The organism is Paenibacillus sp. FSL F4-0122 (assembly GCF_038002845.1).
Taxonomy (GTDB): Bacteria; Bacillota; Bacilli; order Paenibacillales; family Paenibacillaceae; genus Paenibacillus_AQ; species Paenibacillus_AQ odorifer.
In genome coordinates, this window is sequence record NZ_JBBODI010000001.1 from 2077129 (window position 1) to 2093529 (window position 16401).

At 43.8% G+C, this 16401-nt stretch carries 9 protein-coding genes and 1 tRNA gene; 1 reads left to right on the forward strand and 9 read right to left on the reverse strand.

All coding sequences use genetic code 11. The features are described from left to right. Positions 1-17 precede the first annotated feature (17 nt). Positions 18-101: transfer RNA gene (locus MHH49_RS08755), tRNA-Leu, on the reverse strand. 227 nt (positions 102-328) lie between these two features. Further along, positions 329-4669, reverse strand: coding sequence for a bifunctional 2',3'-cyclic-nucleotide 2'-phosphodiesterase/3'-nucleotidase (locus tag MHH49_RS08760; RefSeq protein WP_076101105.1), 4341 nt, complete (start codon positions 4667-4669; stop codon positions 329-331). A 686-nt stretch (positions 4670-5355) separates the two neighbouring features. On the opposite strand from MHH49_RS08760, the gene MHH49_RS08765 reads away from it, so the two are divergent. Further along, positions 5356-5793 (forward strand): hypothetical protein, encoded by a 438-nt coding sequence (locus MHH49_RS08765; protein ID WP_076316573.1) that lies wholly within the window; start codon positions 5356-5358, stop codon positions 5791-5793. A gap of 36 nt (positions 5794-5829) precedes the next feature. Here MHH49_RS08765 and MHH49_RS08770 read toward each other — a convergent pair whose 3' ends face one another. From MHH49_RS08770 to MHH49_RS08800, 7 genes are all read right to left on the reverse strand, one after another. Continuing rightward, entirely contained in the window at positions 5830-6744 is a 915-nt protein-coding gene (locus tag MHH49_RS08770; protein WP_036687200.1) for a polysaccharide deacetylase family protein, read from the reverse strand. Further along, entirely contained in the window at positions 6716-8038 is a 1323-nt protein-coding gene (locus tag MHH49_RS08775) for an MFS transporter (RefSeq protein WP_076101099.1), read from the reverse strand. Before MHH49_RS08775 ends, MHH49_RS08770 begins: the two co-directional genes overlap by 29 nt. Before the next feature lie 154 nt (positions 8039-8192). After that, positions 8193-8726, reverse strand: a complete 534-nt coding sequence (locus MHH49_RS08780; RefSeq protein ID WP_052096710.1) for a DUF1854 domain-containing protein — start codon at positions 8724-8726, stop codon at positions 8193-8195. Then, positions 8719-10914: an ABC transporter ATP-binding protein gene (locus MHH49_RS08785; RefSeq protein WP_076141435.1), complete on the reverse strand. Its 2196-nt coding sequence runs from the start codon at positions 10912-10914 to the stop codon at positions 8719-8721. The genes MHH49_RS08780 and MHH49_RS08785 overlap by 8 nt, the downstream gene beginning before the upstream one ends. Before the next feature lie 166 nt (positions 10915-11080). Further along, positions 11081-12343: a group II intron reverse transcriptase/maturase gene (gene ltrA / locus MHH49_RS08790; RefSeq protein WP_036681916.1), complete on the reverse strand. Its 1263-nt coding sequence runs from the start codon at positions 12341-12343 to the stop codon at positions 11081-11083. Between the two features lie 627 nt (positions 12344-12970). After that, positions 12971-15352, reverse strand: coding sequence for a phosphoketolase family protein (locus MHH49_RS08795; protein WP_175618986.1), 2382 nt, complete (start codon positions 15350-15352; stop codon positions 12971-12973). A 293-nt stretch (positions 15353-15645) separates the two neighbouring features. Further along, positions 15646-16368, reverse strand: coding sequence for a GntR family transcriptional regulator (locus MHH49_RS08800; protein WP_036687196.1), 723 nt, complete (start codon positions 16366-16368; stop codon positions 15646-15648). Positions 16369-16401: the final 33 nt, after the last annotated feature.

The window sequence follows — 16401 nt, forward strand, 5'->3', positions numbered from 1 at the left end:
TTATATGCACTTAGGTATGCGGTCGAGAGGACTCGAACCTCCACGGGGGTTAGCCCACACGGACCTGAACCGTGCGCGTCTGCCAATTCCGCCACGACCGCACAAAATATTAAAAAATACAGTGCAGAATATAAGTTAACATGATTTCACAGAAAGAGCAACAACAAATTTAACAAGTAAAAGCGCCATCGGCGTCCTTGTAAGGACAGTAAGCGTTTAAGGGAAGACTATAAGAGTATTGGTGCCACTTATACTTTCTTATATTTAAAAAAAGTGTATCGATGCCCTCACGAGGATCATCGATACACTTTTAGTTAGAACAATAGAATTATGATGCTTGTCCAAGCATGCGATAGATGATAACCGCTGCTTGAGCGCGATTAGCTATACCCTTAGGTGCAAATTTCCCACCATCAACACCGTTGACGATTCCCAATTGAGTTAGCTGTGCGATAGCCTCTTGTGCATAAGGAGCAATACTGGATTTGTCTGCAAACTTACCCAATGCTGCATTTTTATCAATCGGCTGTAGTTTGTCTTTCAGTGCGTTAGCAACCATAATGGCCATTTCTTCACGAGTCACTTCACGACCCGGTTCAAATTTGCCATTTCCAGAGCCTTGTACAAGTCCAGCCTTCACCGCAAGGGCGATAGAATCCGTGTACCAAACTCCTTGTTTAACATCGTTGAACGAACTGGTTGTTGCTGAACCCGTAAGATTCAGTGCGCGTACCAGCATCGTAACGAACTCTGCTCTAGTCACTGTTTTGGTTGGCGCAAAAGTATTTGCATCCAGACCTTTCAGAATGCCCTTAGCAGCCAATGCTTCAATAGCTTCTTGCGCCCAAGCTACCTTACCCAGATCCTTGAAGTTTGCTGCTGGCGCAGTAGTTGGTGCAGGTGTTACCGTTGGTGCTGTTGATGGTGCAGGTGTTGCTGTTGGTTTCGCGGTTGGAGTAGGCGTTGGAGTTACACCGGTAGAACCGCCTCCACTGCCATTGCCCGATCCCGAATCAGCCTTTAATTTATTAATAATACGTCCTTCAATGGCCGCTTTAATCTCTTTGCCATTAAACGTTTTTACAATGTAGTCGTAGAATACGTCCAAATCAATAGGTCCAGCCAATGAATCACTAGCTTGAGTCAGAACCTTGTAGTTATCTCCACCCGCAGCCATAAAGTTATTTACTACTGCTGTATATTTCTGCGTAGGATTAATTGGTGTTCCATCAGTTAGTGTGAGGCTCGCAATACGATCAGCTACTGGCAGATACATATTCGCTGTATATTTCAGTCCGGAAATTTGCAGCGTTTTGATATCTGGTGTTCCATCAGCTTTTACATTCCATTGCTGTTGCAGCAATGTTTTGATTTGCGCTCCGGTTAGTGTCAGCTTCACAAGCGTGTTGCCGAATGGCTGAATTTTAGCCAGATCGCCGAAGGTTACAGGACCTTTTGGAAGGTCCGCACGGATACCGCCTGGATTCATAAAGGCGAAATCGGCAGCTTTTGCACCATCGCCGAAGTCAGCATTACGCATAGAGTCAGCAATCAGATTCCCAAGTGCAGCCTCATTATTGTAAGCATCGGTACGAGTGATAGTTCCGTCCGTTGTACCTACTGGTTGGGTAAGCTCAGGATGCTTCTCAAGGTAAGCATTAACCAGTGCCACACTTTCCGGATCTGGTGTTACACCCTCATGGAAGGTGGAAGTTACCACAGCAGACTTATCCTTCACATCACCTGTTTTAGGATCAATGATCAACTTGATATCCTCAAATGCTGTACCGTAAGAATAAGCTTGTACAATCAGCTTGCCGTTTACTGTTCCATTTGCAAGTGCATGGTTATCACCAGCAACGATAACATCAACAGGGGATTCCGCAGGAAGCGCATTGGCCAGATCAGCCGCTTCACCTGTAGTCACACCATCTTTGGTCGTTGCAGGATCATGTGCAAGCACGATAATCGTCTCAACACCTTTAGATTGAAGCTCCTTAGCGTATTTCTCCACAGCCGCCACTTCCTCCTCAGGCGTGAGGAAATGCACGCCGGCCGTACCGGAAGGCGCTACCTTGCTTGGTGTGGATTTTGTTACAAGACCAATAAAGCCAATTTTCACACCGCCCACTTCTTTGATTACATAAGGATTAATAATTGGCTCGCCAGTTTTGGCATCCACTGCATTCGCATTAACATAATCAAAATCAGATCCAGCATGGTTAACTTTATTATCCTTAGGGTCGATACCACCATAAAGCTGTGTCATCAGTGCATCAACACCTTGGTCAAATTCGTGATTACCAAGAGAACCCACATCAAATTTCATCATGTTCATCCAAGCATGAGTCGGCTCATCGCGCTCAAGGGATGATACTGGAGCGGATGCTCCAACGGAGTCACCATTATGGAAGAGTAATGAGTTCTCATACTTTGCACGAGTTGCTTTCAAATAAGTCGCGAGATAGGCTGCTGTGCCTACAGACTTATTGTTCACTGTAGAAACAGTGTCGAGTTGACCGTGGAAGTCATTAATTCCAAGAAGGTGAACCTCCACATCTTCCGTCGGTGCAGGTGTCTTCACACTTAGATCTAGCTTGAAAATTCCAAAGCCCTTATTATCTTGCTGTCCAGTATCGGAAATGTTCGCTGGGAGTACATTTGCCGCTTTAGGTGTTGTTGTAAATGTAACATCAACATTGCCTTTGATAGGTGCCAAGGACCAGTTACCATCAGCAGTTGGATCAATCGTACCAGCTTCACTGATGTAGTCCATCAGAACCTGACGATTCTCATCTTGAGAGTCTACAACCAGCTCTGCACCTTTAACACCCGGGAAGTTCCCGCCACCACTTGCGCGGTAATTGTTAGTAACAACAATGAAATCCTGATCTAGATCTAAAGGTTGATCATTGTAAGTGACATCCGTTACACGACTCGAAGAAGCATCATTAATCGTACCATCCGGATTGTACTTCGCGTTTTTCGTCACATCAATTTTATATTGAACCCCATCGATTACATCGAAGTTAAAAACCGAAAATTTCGTATTCAACAGAGACTGCGGAGTCGAGATCCCTGGTTTGATGCGGTTAAATGCGCCCGCACTCATTTCCAACCATTCTTTCACAACAGAACCCTTAACTTTGATTGCTTTAAGGGTATTATCATATAAATACAGGTCACTTGCGCTACGAATAGTCAAGTCACCCTTATCAATACTGGTGTACTCATCAGGTCCGTTGCGTCCTGCTTTAAAAGGAGCACCAACACTAAGAATGGCAAGGTCCTTATATTGAGGAACATTGATATCAATATAATTCTGAACGTACCACTTTTGTGCATACGTAACAAGTTGAACCGTAGGATCATCCTGAACCATTGCGAAATAGCTGTTCATCGGAGCTGTTGTAACACCCAGCTTTTGTCCAGTATAAGCAATAGTAGCCTCATGTGCTGCTGCAACAGTTGCATCTACAGCCGCATCAGGCTCAACCAGTGGTATATTCACTTTATTCTCTGTCTTATAAATAGAACGAGCAGAAGCTTTTGAACTTTGCTTGTCTACCGTCCAGTCATTACCATCGTATACAATGTTCAGATCGATTAGACCCAAATAAGCTCCGCCGTAACCAGCTTGTACAGCAGGCGTACCGTTAATGTGACCATTCACATTATCGATCACAGCCTTTTCGTTTGCATACGGTTGTTTAGTAACAGGATCTTTGAACGACGCGTCCAACGTATCGTTATTCCCTGTTGGGAATACCTTATGCGTATGAGAGAACGTAATCGCATCAATATCAGGAACCTTACTCAAAGCGTTAATATCATTCTCAGAACCGTCTCCTGTAACGGCGTTAACATCAAACCCCGTATGGGCCATAGCAACAATAACATCTGCTCCCTTAGCTTTCATTTCAGGAACAAATTTTTCTGCCGTTTTAGCAATATCTTCAACGACAACTTTGCCTTCCAGATTAACCTTGTCCCACTCCATGATTTGAGGAGTAACTAGGCCGATTAGACCAACTTGAATCGTCTGCTCATCGCCGTTACTATCCGTAACTTTCTTAGGAAGAATAACATAAGGCTGATAAGCATTTGTAACGCCATCCATTTTATATATATTCGCATTCACATAATCAAAATTGGCTCCAGTAGTCATCTCATTACCAGTGCTACCGTTTATCGTACGATCTAAAAATTGTAATCCATAATTGAATTCATGATTACCAAAAGTCGCAGCATCATATCCCATAGCGTTCATGGCTGCAATCATCGGATGGATATCAGTAACATTAGTAGGATCCTTCAGATCCGATTCCTTCGCCACATAAGTACCTAGCGGAGTTCCTTGAATCAAGTCCCCATTGTCGAGTAGGAGGGTGTTGGGTTCTTCACTTTTGGCTTGTTTCACCAAGCTTGCTGTGCGGTCAAGACCGACAGTTACTGAAGCCGCATTCTTAAAATAGTCCCAGCCGTAGACATTGGTGTGCACGTCCGTCGTGCTCATCAGCCGGAGTTTGGCTGTGGCTGCGGATGCTGCTTCAGCTTTATCTGTACCCCAAGCTGCACCCAAACCAATACCTCCAAACACCTGCAAAGAAAGCACTGCAGTTGCTAATACAGAAGCAATCGGCTTATTCCATCGTGTCTTCCATCCCATAATAATATTAGTCCTCCCTATCATTTTCACATAATTTCTGTGATATTATATCACACAAACATAACCAATTATCATATAATTGTAAAAATAATATAAAACTATGTTAAATATAATAACATAAGAAGAAAGACCTAGACTTATGAATCCGTTTTTATAGGTCAAGAGTCAATAGATGCAAAAAGAACACATCTTCACCAGATGTGTCCTAAAAACAATCCTATATAAAGTCTAGAAAAGTCGAATCTATATCCGGCACTACTTTTTACCCATTCATAGCAGTAATCCCAAAACAGATTGCAGTTATTAGAGATAAGGGTGTCATCACAAGTTTTTCTTTCATGCTCCTCGACAATAAGTTCATTATAGTATTAAGAATTAAATAGACGGCAAAAAAATAACATACCCTTCTATCAAAAGGTAATCCAATAGAGATCACATTACCTGCCTGCAATAAGTACAGGATGGCAATTAGCTGTATCACTACTGAAACTCCACACGCGACTCTCATTTGTGGAGGCATAATTCTATGCCTTCCTCCCATTGCATATTCCCCATAAGGCAGTCCCAGAGACAGCAGTACATAAAGAATCACTGCTCCCAAATATTTTTTTATGATGAACCAGCACAAGCAACACAAAAATATCTGAGTAATATAGAAGTAAATAGACCAATGAGGTGATCCGCAAATGGCAAATACAACGAAGATTCGCAAACGTGCTGAACAGCTGAAAGGTAGACCCGTATGCATTACGCTACTTGATGGACGTACGTATGTAGGATGGATAACCGGCCTCGATAAGAATGGACTGACCCTTTCCAAACCGCGTAAAAATAAACACAAAAAATCAAAAAAACACTCTTCTTCCCGCTCCCGGAAAGCAAACGTATCAGGATTAATGCCCTTATTCGGCTCACTTTTCGGAATGGGTGGAGGCGCTCTAGGCTCCGCAGGAGCAGGGGCTGCCAGTTCCGGAGGCGGTGGATTTGGCGGATTCGGGGGGTTCGGAGGAATCGGCAACTTTATTGGAATGGTACAAAAAACTATGCCGGTTATGAAGATGGGCTACAATATGATTAAATCTATTTCCCCCTTCCTTAATGGGCTAAAAGGATTAATGGGATAATCAAAAGACACCCCTCAAGGTGTCTTTTATTTTTGCTCATGAGCTTATCAGTTTCTTTAACAATCTGCCTGCAGATCTTAACCGTGGACGCTTTAGTTGCTCCTGTACATAACGATAATTCGTCATTTCAACCTTAGCATCACAGAGGGCATAGGTAAAATCATCATCAAAGGGTAACTTATACTCCCAAACGCGCTTACTCCAGTGCGGAATATTTGCTTGCATCCATGGATCGTCTATCCCGGGATGAATATAGGTCTCACTAACGCCATCCGGCAACGAATACAGCTTAGCAATAATAGATCTTTTAAAACTTTCATACGTCTCGCCTTCCTCTACACCAAAAGGATGCGACAGCAAATAGTCGGGAATCGGCACCCCAAACGTATCCGCCAGCCCTGCTCCAAGGGCAACTGGTCGTTCAATATTTTTCAGCGATGCCAAAAGCGGATCCTCAGCATGGATGTATCTGAAGAATCGTGAGGGCAATCCCCAGCGCGAAATTTTCCACAGCGTCTGCGGAAGCAAGCTGCGTCCTGTTTCCATTCCGTATAAACTACCCATGTGGTTGTCTACATGGCTAATCACTATTCCCGACTGTTTTACTCGCTCGTACTGCGCATCTATCTCCTTTAGTACAGCTTTCGTCTGCGCCCCCAGTTCGAACTCTTTTACCGTCCTATATTGATGTCCGCTCTCGTCGTGAAGAGAAACCTCTCCCGTCAGGCTTCCCCAGCGCAAAGCCTCAAATTCACTAGTCATCGTCAAGTGCAGTCCCACATTTCGTTGTTGCCTGCGACTACACCATGCAGCTGCCTCCTCAAACCCAGGGGCCACCGCCATAATCGTTGCTGAGGATACTTTTTCCTCTTCCAGCAGATGTTTAATCGCCTGATTCATGGGGGGACTTTGCCCAAAATCATCACAGTTGATGATTAATTTTTTGTTCATAGTCAGCTTCACCTCTCAAAGAGTCCATAAATGTAAATTTCATTGTGAAGGATATGACAACAGCTATGGCCAACAGACATAATGGCACCACACTTATTAAATACCTAAATGTCGCTTCAGGATTGGACCCTGGGTCATCGCCGCCTTGATAGCCAAAAATCATACCTACAATGAAAAAAGCCAACGCTGAGATTAACCCGCTTGAACGAGTGATGAATCCGCTTACAGCCGTATAGATCCCTTCTCTTCTCAGACCTGTTTTTTCCGCATCCTCATCAATAATCTTGCCACCTACTATTGCTGGGGTCACTAGAAATCCGGCTAATCCGAAACCGACAACTACGCCAGCAGCCACGCCACTTAAGAGGTCATAACCAAACCATAACGGAATTACCGATAATGCATATAAAATCAGCGATAACCGCCACGCCTTGACCCCGTCCATCTTACGAATCATCCAGTACCACACGAATACTAATGGAATGACCGAAACAAACACAGCTGCGAGTAAAATCGATACCTGAGCCTCTGAGATATGAAGTACATATTTTGCATAAAAAGGGATCATCGAGCTTACAAGTCCATTCACCGTTTGAGCAAAAGAGTTCGAAATATTAAACACCCAAAACTTTTTATTCCGAATGGTCTCCCGAAAAGCCGGAATCAACTTCAAGGGTTCCTGCTCTGTGAGCTCCTTCTTTTCTTGGACATTCATCATACATAAAAACATAAACACTCCAAAGAGACAGGCATACACTATAGCCATATTAGAGAAATTAATAGCTGCAAAAATAATTGGCGTTAAGGCAGTACCGATTAACAAAGCAACGACCTGATAGCCTTGCTGAATCGCGGAAGCTTTTGCCCGAATACGGTCTCCTCGGAAGAGCTCCGGGAGTAACGCTCCATAGTTCACCCACAACACAGTAGCGACTGCCTCATAGAAAATAAGTGTGACTAAAAACCAAGTGAACAATCCATTCTCAGATAATCCGCCGGGAGGGGAGAAAACCAGTACAAATGCCAGCATAAATAACGGAATTGAGCCAAATACCCATGGTCTGCGTCGACCTAAACGAGTATCTGTGCGATCTGACCAATAACCAAATAACGGATTGTTTACCGCATCCCAGATCAGAAAGATTGTTCTGGCTAATGTAGCAAGTCCAATGCCCAATCCTAATTTTTCTACATAAAAGTAACTGTAAAATGAACTAAATGCCTGACTTGGAACCATCATCGCAAACATCCCTAAAGCAAAGGTGTACGGCGAATTGATCCATTTACGCTTCACTCACATACCTCCCATATGGAAAAGATCCGGTTGTAATATATTACCATACCAATGAGAGAACGCCATCAATTTTTTCCTTCGTAGAATCTACGGATAAAAAAAAGAGGCTCCGCAGACCATCAACAAATGGCTGCGGAGCTTTTTCACAACTAGACTATAAAACATCCTTCAGCTTGCTCCGGCTCTGAACATCCAGGGCTAGATAATCACGGATTTCGCATCTTTTCCCATTGATATCTGTAAGAATGATTCGCTTATGACTTGGATACTGCATATGCTCGTGCAGGTTCCGCATGACGATCCGGGTCTGGCCCAGATTCGTTTGCAGCTCCCAAATCCACATATCCGCTTTTTGCTTAATAGAATCAATGCGGGTTACAACCGGGAGAAAATACCGCAGCCGGAGCTCTGTATCCACTTCCACCCGACTTTCTTCATCGAGCTGATCAATGTCACGTATGACCCCGATCTCCTCACTCTTGGAGTTACGAACTGAAATATACTCCGTGGTATATTGGAATGGAAATATACGAAAAAGAATTAATTCCTCATAGACTTGACCCTCCACTACTCCTTGAAACACGCCACCTTGACTGCGGCTAAAAGAGATTGCACCCGGTTCAAGAATGTTAATCTCATAGGGATCTTTAGGATTCAATTCCCCGTTAGCAAGATTCGGATCACTCATGCATCTCAACCCCCTTAATCTGCGACATTTCCTTCTGTGCCTCAACTAGCTTGAAGTAAGCACCTTCTGCAGCAAGCAATTCCTCATGTGTACCCACTTCAATGATCTTACCGCGTTCAAGCACTACAAGCCGGTTCGCATTTCTTAGCGTGGATAATCGATGGGCAATCGCGAATGTCGTTCTGCCTTTTACCAGTCGCGAGATCGCTTCTTGAATTTGCCGCTCGGTCACTGTATCTACAGAAGCTGTTGCTTCATCTAGGATTAGAATTCGTGGATCGTGAATTATTGCTCGGGCAATAGACACTCGCTGCTTCTCTCCACCAGACAATTTATGTCCACGTTCCCCAACTCTTGTATCATAGCCATCCGGCAATTGAACGATAAAATCATGGGCGTTGGCGATTTTTGCAGCGCGCATGATTTCTAATTCCGTAGCGTCCGGTTTAGAATAGGCAATATTCTCAGCAATCGTTCCGTCGAATAGAAACGTCTCCTGCAGCACTACACCGATCTGACTACGCAGATCTGACTGGCTGATATTTCGGATGTCCACACCATCGATGGTAATGGTTCCCTCATCTGTGTCATAGAAGCGACAGATCATATTAATGAACGTCGACTTACCGGCACCTGAATGTCCGACCAGACCAATCATCTCGCCCGCACCCACTTTTAAATCCACGTTCTTGAGCACAGGATGATGTTTTTCGTATCCATAAGTAACCCGCTTAAACTCAACCTCACCATTTACGCGGCCGATGGCTGCTGGATTTACTGTATCAGGCACATCTGACGGAGTATCCATAATCTCAAAGACCCGATCTGCTGCTGAAATCGCATGGCTGGCCCAGTTGATCATTTGGCTCACCCACTGCAAAGGTCCGAGAAGCATCCCAAGGTAGGTCACCAAAGCAATTAGCGTACCGATGGATAATTGACCCTCCAGCACCGTTTTTCCGCCATAAAACCAAATTAATAACGTACCAACACCAGCAACCAACGCAAAAGCAGGAAACATCCCCTGCCATAAGCCTTCGATCCGAATATTATGCCGCACCAACTCCTTATTGGCGACCGTATAACGTGACATCTCTGTTGTTTCCTGGCCGAATGCTTTGACTACACGAATCCCCTGCAAAGAATCGCCAACCAAAGCGTTTAATCTAAAAATAGATCTCCACTGCTGGTACCAACGTCTGCCAATCATCGGCCATAACACGGTCGACAGCACCACCATAAGCGGCATAGGCAGCATAGCAAGCAGCGTTAGCTTCCAATCCATACTGAACATAATAGTGAAAATAGCGATTACCCGCAGCGATTCACCCGAGACCCAGATTACACCGTCAGTCATAAATTGCCGCATCGCCTCTGAATCATTATTCACCCGTCCAATAAATTGCGAAGATTGTCTTCGGTCGAAAAAAGATAAAGATAATTTCATCAAGGAATGATACACATCATGACGAAGATCACCCATGATTTTGGAACCAATCCATACCCCTATAAGTCCACGTACAGTCTGCATTAAAGTTATTACTAAGGACGTGGCTGCTAGCCCGATCACAATCCATAGAAGCGTCGAGCCCATATCCTTTTCTGTCAACACATTATCAACGATCATCTTCGTCAAAAATGGTGGAACAAGCTCTACCAATGTAGTAAAAATCAACATAATCGCCGCAGCGATCATTTGGATCTTATAAGGCTTAGCGTAACTCAACATCCGAAATAGAACCTTGCCGTTACTCTTGCACACCGGACAAGCTTGTGAATCTTCCGGCAGCGGATTGCGGCATTTTGGACAATTTCTTGGAAACTCTTTTTCAGAAGCGGTTGGCCGTTCCTCGCCTTTAGCTACAGCGCCAATTAATTTAGCAGCAAAACCAAATATAGAGGTAAGTGATGCTGTATAACGTATAAGTATAATAGGCCCCGCTTGGGTATCCACAAGCAACGAACCGCCGCCTACCCCGCCTACTACCCGGGCATCGGTAATATTCGAGACTAGAAGCTTTGAGACCAGTTTCCCGTCCGTCCCCCAAACGGAAACCTCCTTCTCAGTCAATACAAGCCACTGCTCACCGAATTGCCCATCTTTCATTAAATCAGATACAGAGTGAAATAAAGGTTGTTCTGTAAGCTGTATTTCTATAGACTTGGGAAGTTTATCAATAGATGTCATACATTTCTCCCCTTTCTTTACCCACCTATTTACTCACATATATTTACAGTGGTAAAGATGAAAAAATGATTATAATTGTTTTGTATGGTTACTTGAATCGAGTAGGAGGGGGCGGCTAGCCCCCGACCTCTCACACCACCGTACGTACCGTTCGATATACGGCGGTTCATGAAATATTCCGTAAGGAGTTGTATCTGTCCAATACACTCTTTAATCCATTGGCTTCCCAATATTGGTTATTCAATGCATGTTGTAGAATTGGACTCCCTGCAATTCGCCAATACCCTTTTCGGGTATTTCCCCACTCATAGGCTTTATCCTTAGGTACCCCTAAGGATATAAGTCTTTTGACTTTGGTTCTAGGGGTCTTCCACTGCTTCCAGAGGCACATTCGTAGCCTTCTTCGTATCCATTTATCCATATCTCGAAAGGTACTTGGGGTATCCGCCAGCGAGAAATAACCGCACCATCCCATGAGGTAGTGGTTTAGTTCCTTGATTCGCTCTTCCATCTTCATCGATCTCTTTCGAGAGGATATCTCCTGTATTCGAACCTTGACTCTCTGTAAGGACTGCTTCGCAATTCTCACCTTTGGTTCTTTGTCCACACTAAAACTAAATCCTAGAAACTTTCGTTTCCAGGGACGGTCTACCGCGCTCTTTACTTGGTTCACCTTCAGCTTTAGCCTCGTCTCGATGAATCGGGTGACCGTTGTCTTGACTCTCTCTCCTGCTCTTAGCGTTTTCACGTAAATATTGCAATCATCCGCATAACGAACGAAGCGGTGCCCACGTTTCTCGAGTTCTTTGTCGAGCTCATCTAGGACAATGTTAGATAATAACGGACTCAGTGGACCGCCTTGCGGGGCACCTTCCGTTGTCGGGGTTACTAACCCGTTCTCCATCACACCTGACTGAAGATATTTGCGGATAAGCAGGAGAACTTTCTTGTCCTCCACTTTCTCCGAAATCTTCATCATCAGTCGGTCATGGTTGACGCGATCAAAGAATTTCTCCAAGTCTAGGTCGACTACGAATCGATATCCTTCTTTCATAAAGGTTCGAGCTTTCCTCACCGCATCATGCCCTCGTCTTTTCGGACGGAATCCATAGCTATGGTCGGAAAACTCTGGATCAAACAATGGAGTTAACACCTGCGCGATTGCTTGTTGAATCATTCGATCTGTCACGGTAGGTATTCCTAGTAACCTAACACCTCCGCCACCGGGTTTCGGGATTTCGACTCGGCGCACGGGGCTCGGTTCATAGGTTCCTTCTTCTATGGCATGCCGCAAGGTCTGCCAGTTTTGTACGATGTGTTCTCGTAAGGATTTTACGGACATCCCATCTACGCCATGACTTCCTTTATTCGCTTCAACACGCTTTAAGGCTTGCAGAAGATTTTCCCGTGATAGCAGTTGCTCCAACATTTTTTTTTAACCTCTCTTTACGTGATTTATACCTTCCATTTGTGCCAAAGATGAACTCCGCCCTGCTGAAGACCCCCACGGGATTCACCGTTTCCTTCTTCAGTCAGGTCCTTTCGGATTTTTTTTTCTGCATTCATCGCTCATCTTGAACGCCTGGATGTATAAATCCTATTCCATGTTCAGCCCTTCCGCAGCTGTTGCAACAGCTTGCGTACTATGGCGTCTGCTGACTTCTGTGCACTCAGCCTACTCTCACAAGTAGGGTTACGAAGTATACTCGCCTATCACACAGATCTCCCCAGGTAAGAACGCTATCTTCCTCTCCATCTATCTGCTTCATTTACTCTCGTACGCCTTTGGCAGTATGGACTTTGGTTTGTTGTGCAACCTCATCCAGCCTACGTTAGCCTTGTATGAAGTTCGTATTCCTCAGACCGGAGATTTGCCGCTGGCTTCCTTCAGATTCCACCTCGCGGTGGACACCCTTGCCTTAAGCTAATGGCTACTACTGCCTTCGCCATTCGGGACTTCAACCCTATAGATAGCGCCCATGCTGGGCGCACACAAATAAAAAGACACCTCTAAAGGTGTCTTTTTGTATTGCTTCCTATGGTACTGGCTATACGTTTATTTCAAAGCTTTCCATACCCAGTTCTCTACTTCTGGCAAATCAATACCCTCTTCACGAATGAATTGGTGATGTTTCTTAACGATAGCATCCATTTCATCTGCGATCGCTTTATAGTCGTTAGCATTAGGCAAGCTCAGAACAGCTTCCTTCGCCAAGTCAAAGCGGTCCATTTGATTCAATACGCGCATATCGAATGGTGTTGTGATATCGCCATTCTCGCGGTATCCGTGTACGTGCAGGTTATGGTTATGGCGATCAAAGAACAAGTCTTTAATCAGACCTTCATATCCGTGGAAAGCGAAGATAACTGGTTTATCTTTTGTGAAAAATTGATCAAACTCTTCGTCAGATAAGCCACGCGGATCTAATTTTTGACTTCTCAGTTTCAACAAGTCTACCACGTTGATATATCTAATCTTAAGGTTCGGCAGTTTTTCATGCAAGATAGAGATTGCAGCCAAGCTTTCGATAGTTGGTTCTGTACCTGCAGAAGCAAAGACAACATCAGGCTCTCCACCTTGATCGGTGCTTGCCCAGTCAATAATCTTCAGTCCTTTATCCACCAGCTCTTGTGCTTCATCCGCACTGAACCATTGTGGACGAGGATGTTTGGAAGAAACGATCAAGTTAATTTTTTGACGGTCATTTAAGACGGTGTCAAAGACAGCCAGCAAGGAGTTCGCATCAGCCGGCAAATACTCACGGATAAATTCTGGTTTTTTATCAGCCAAGTGACCTAGCAAACCTGGATCTTGGTGAGTGTAACCATTGTGGTCTTGTTGGAATACAGTTGAAGTTGCTACCACATTCAATGATGGAATATCCGCACGCCAGCTTTGATCTGTTGCTTTACGCAGCCATTTGAAATGCTGAGTAATCATCGAATCCACGACACGCAAGAAAGCTTCATAGCTTGCAAAGAAACCATGACGGCCTGTCAATACGTAACCTTCAAGCAAACCTTCTGCCTGATGTTCAGACAATTGGGAATCGATAACACGGCCATAAGAAGCTAGGAATTCATCATTCGGCTCAATCACTTGATCCAACCATTGACGTTTCGTCACTTCAAAGACAGGTCCCAGACGGTTGGACATTGTTTCATCCGGTCCGAAAATTCTGAAATTGCGGTTCTCTTCGTTCAGAGAGATAACATCTTTCATGTATTTACCCAGAACGGCCATATCTTGTGCTATTACTTCACCTGGTTTGGAATTATCAAGTGCGAACTTACGGAAATTGGGTAAGTTTAGATCTTTAATCTGGTTGCCAGCATTAGTAACTGGGTTCATTCCCATACGTCTGTCGCCAGTTGGCAGAATCTCAGCAAGTTCAGCGTTCAGACGACCATTGTCATCAAATAATTCTTCTGGTCTATAGCTGTTCATCCACTCCAATAACGCTGGAGCATGTTTCATATTCTTTTGATCCACTGGAATCGGCACCTGATGGGCACGGAACGAGTTCTCATTCGGAACACCATCCCATTGCTTTGGACCCGTCCAGCCCTTAGGAGAACGGAAGACCAACATTGGCCAAACCGGACGCGTAAGGTCATTGTTGTCACGTGCATTCTTTTGAATCGCTTCAATTCTTTCTACGATGGTATCAAGCACCTTAGCCATTTCTGGATGCATTAGATCAGGATTTTCGCCTTCAACGAAGAACGGTTCCCAACCCATACCTTTAAAGTATGCAGTAATTTCTTCTTTGGATTGACGAGACAGAATCGTTGGGTTACTGATTTTGAAACCATTTAAGTGCAAGATCGGCAGAACTGCACCATCAGTAACTGGATTGATGAACCGGTTGGAGAACCATGAAGCCGCTAATGGGCCAGTTTCAGCCTCTCCATCGCCAATAACAACAGCGGAGATTAAATCTGGATTATCCAGAATTGCACCTACACCGTGGGATAGAGAATAACCTAATTCGCCACCTTCGTGGATCGATCCAGGTGTTTCAGGGGCAGCATGGGAAGCAACTCCACCTGGGAAAGAGAATTGTTTGAACAATTTCTTCAGACCTGGGATATCTTGTGTAATTTCCGGATAAATTTCAGTATAGCTACCATCGAGATAGGAGTTCGAAACCATGACCTGACCGCCATGACCAGGACCCTCGATATAGAACATATTCAAATCATATTTAGTAATGACCCGATTCAAATGGGCATAAATAAAGTTCTGGCCGGGAATAGTTCCCCAGTGTCCAATTGGCTTAATCTTTACGTCTGCTTCTTTCAGCGGTTCTCTTAACAACGGATTATCTTTCAAATACAGTTGACCTACAGAGATGTAGTTAGTTGCGCGCCAGTATGCATCAAGTTTCTCTAAATAAGTTTTTGATGAGTAATCAACATCCATGGATAATACCATTTCTTCCACTCCCCAAAATTTTTTCTGTGTCTACATTGCCGTAATTTCTTCCACAAGTACATCATACCGCCGCCAAAAATTAATTCAACCTTTTCAACAAATGATACGGTCCAATTTTGTGAAAATATGAACATAGTATGAAAAATGGTGTCAATTGTCTGTAAAAATACGTCAATATTAATATATATGTAAAAATATGGGCTGTAGTTTGCAGGGATATTTGCTACTCGTCCTTCATCTATTTTGCGCAAAATAAAAAAAATAAGACCGAGAAAAATTCCCCAGTCTTACTTTTAATGAACGGACACAAAGGTATTAAATTTTAAGTATTTATAGTGGAAGCGCATATGGGAGAATTCAAAGGGTGTGCCATTATCTAAAAAGAAAATCCCTTCCATAATGCTTACTGGTTCATTCGCCTGCAAATGCAGCAGCTCTTGATCCGTAGCCTCAGAGGGTTCTGCGGATATCGATAAAAAGGATTTGGTTACCGCCAGGTTCCGTGAATCCTCCAAATAATTAAAGATAGATCCTTCAATAATAGTCTGATTTAAGTTCTGCACGATTTTGATTGGGATATAACCCGTTTCAATCATAAAGGGTTCATCATCAAAAAGACGCAAGCGAACGATTTTGTATACAAAATCATGTGGTCCTAAAAACAGATCCCGTTGCAGTTCTTCCGTTGGTGGAATGACCTCGAATTTCAGAACTTTAATCTTTGGCTTCTTCCCATTCATTTGAAAATTGTCGGTGACACCTAAATTAGAGCCTTCGTAGTTAAAAATAGATTCATTTTTTATGTATAAAGGATTTATAAATGTCCCTGAGCCACGCTTTTTAAAAATAATGCCGGCATTTGCCATTTTAGTCAGAGCACTTTTAATAGAACTACGACTCACTTGATAAGTTTCACTAAGCGTTCGTTCATCCGGTAATTTCATATCGGGAAACTGCCCAGCAAAAATTTTCATTTTTAAGTCATCAATAATTTGTTTGTAGACAAACTGTGTCATGAAGTACTCCTTTTCAGGTCGATACAAGTTTTA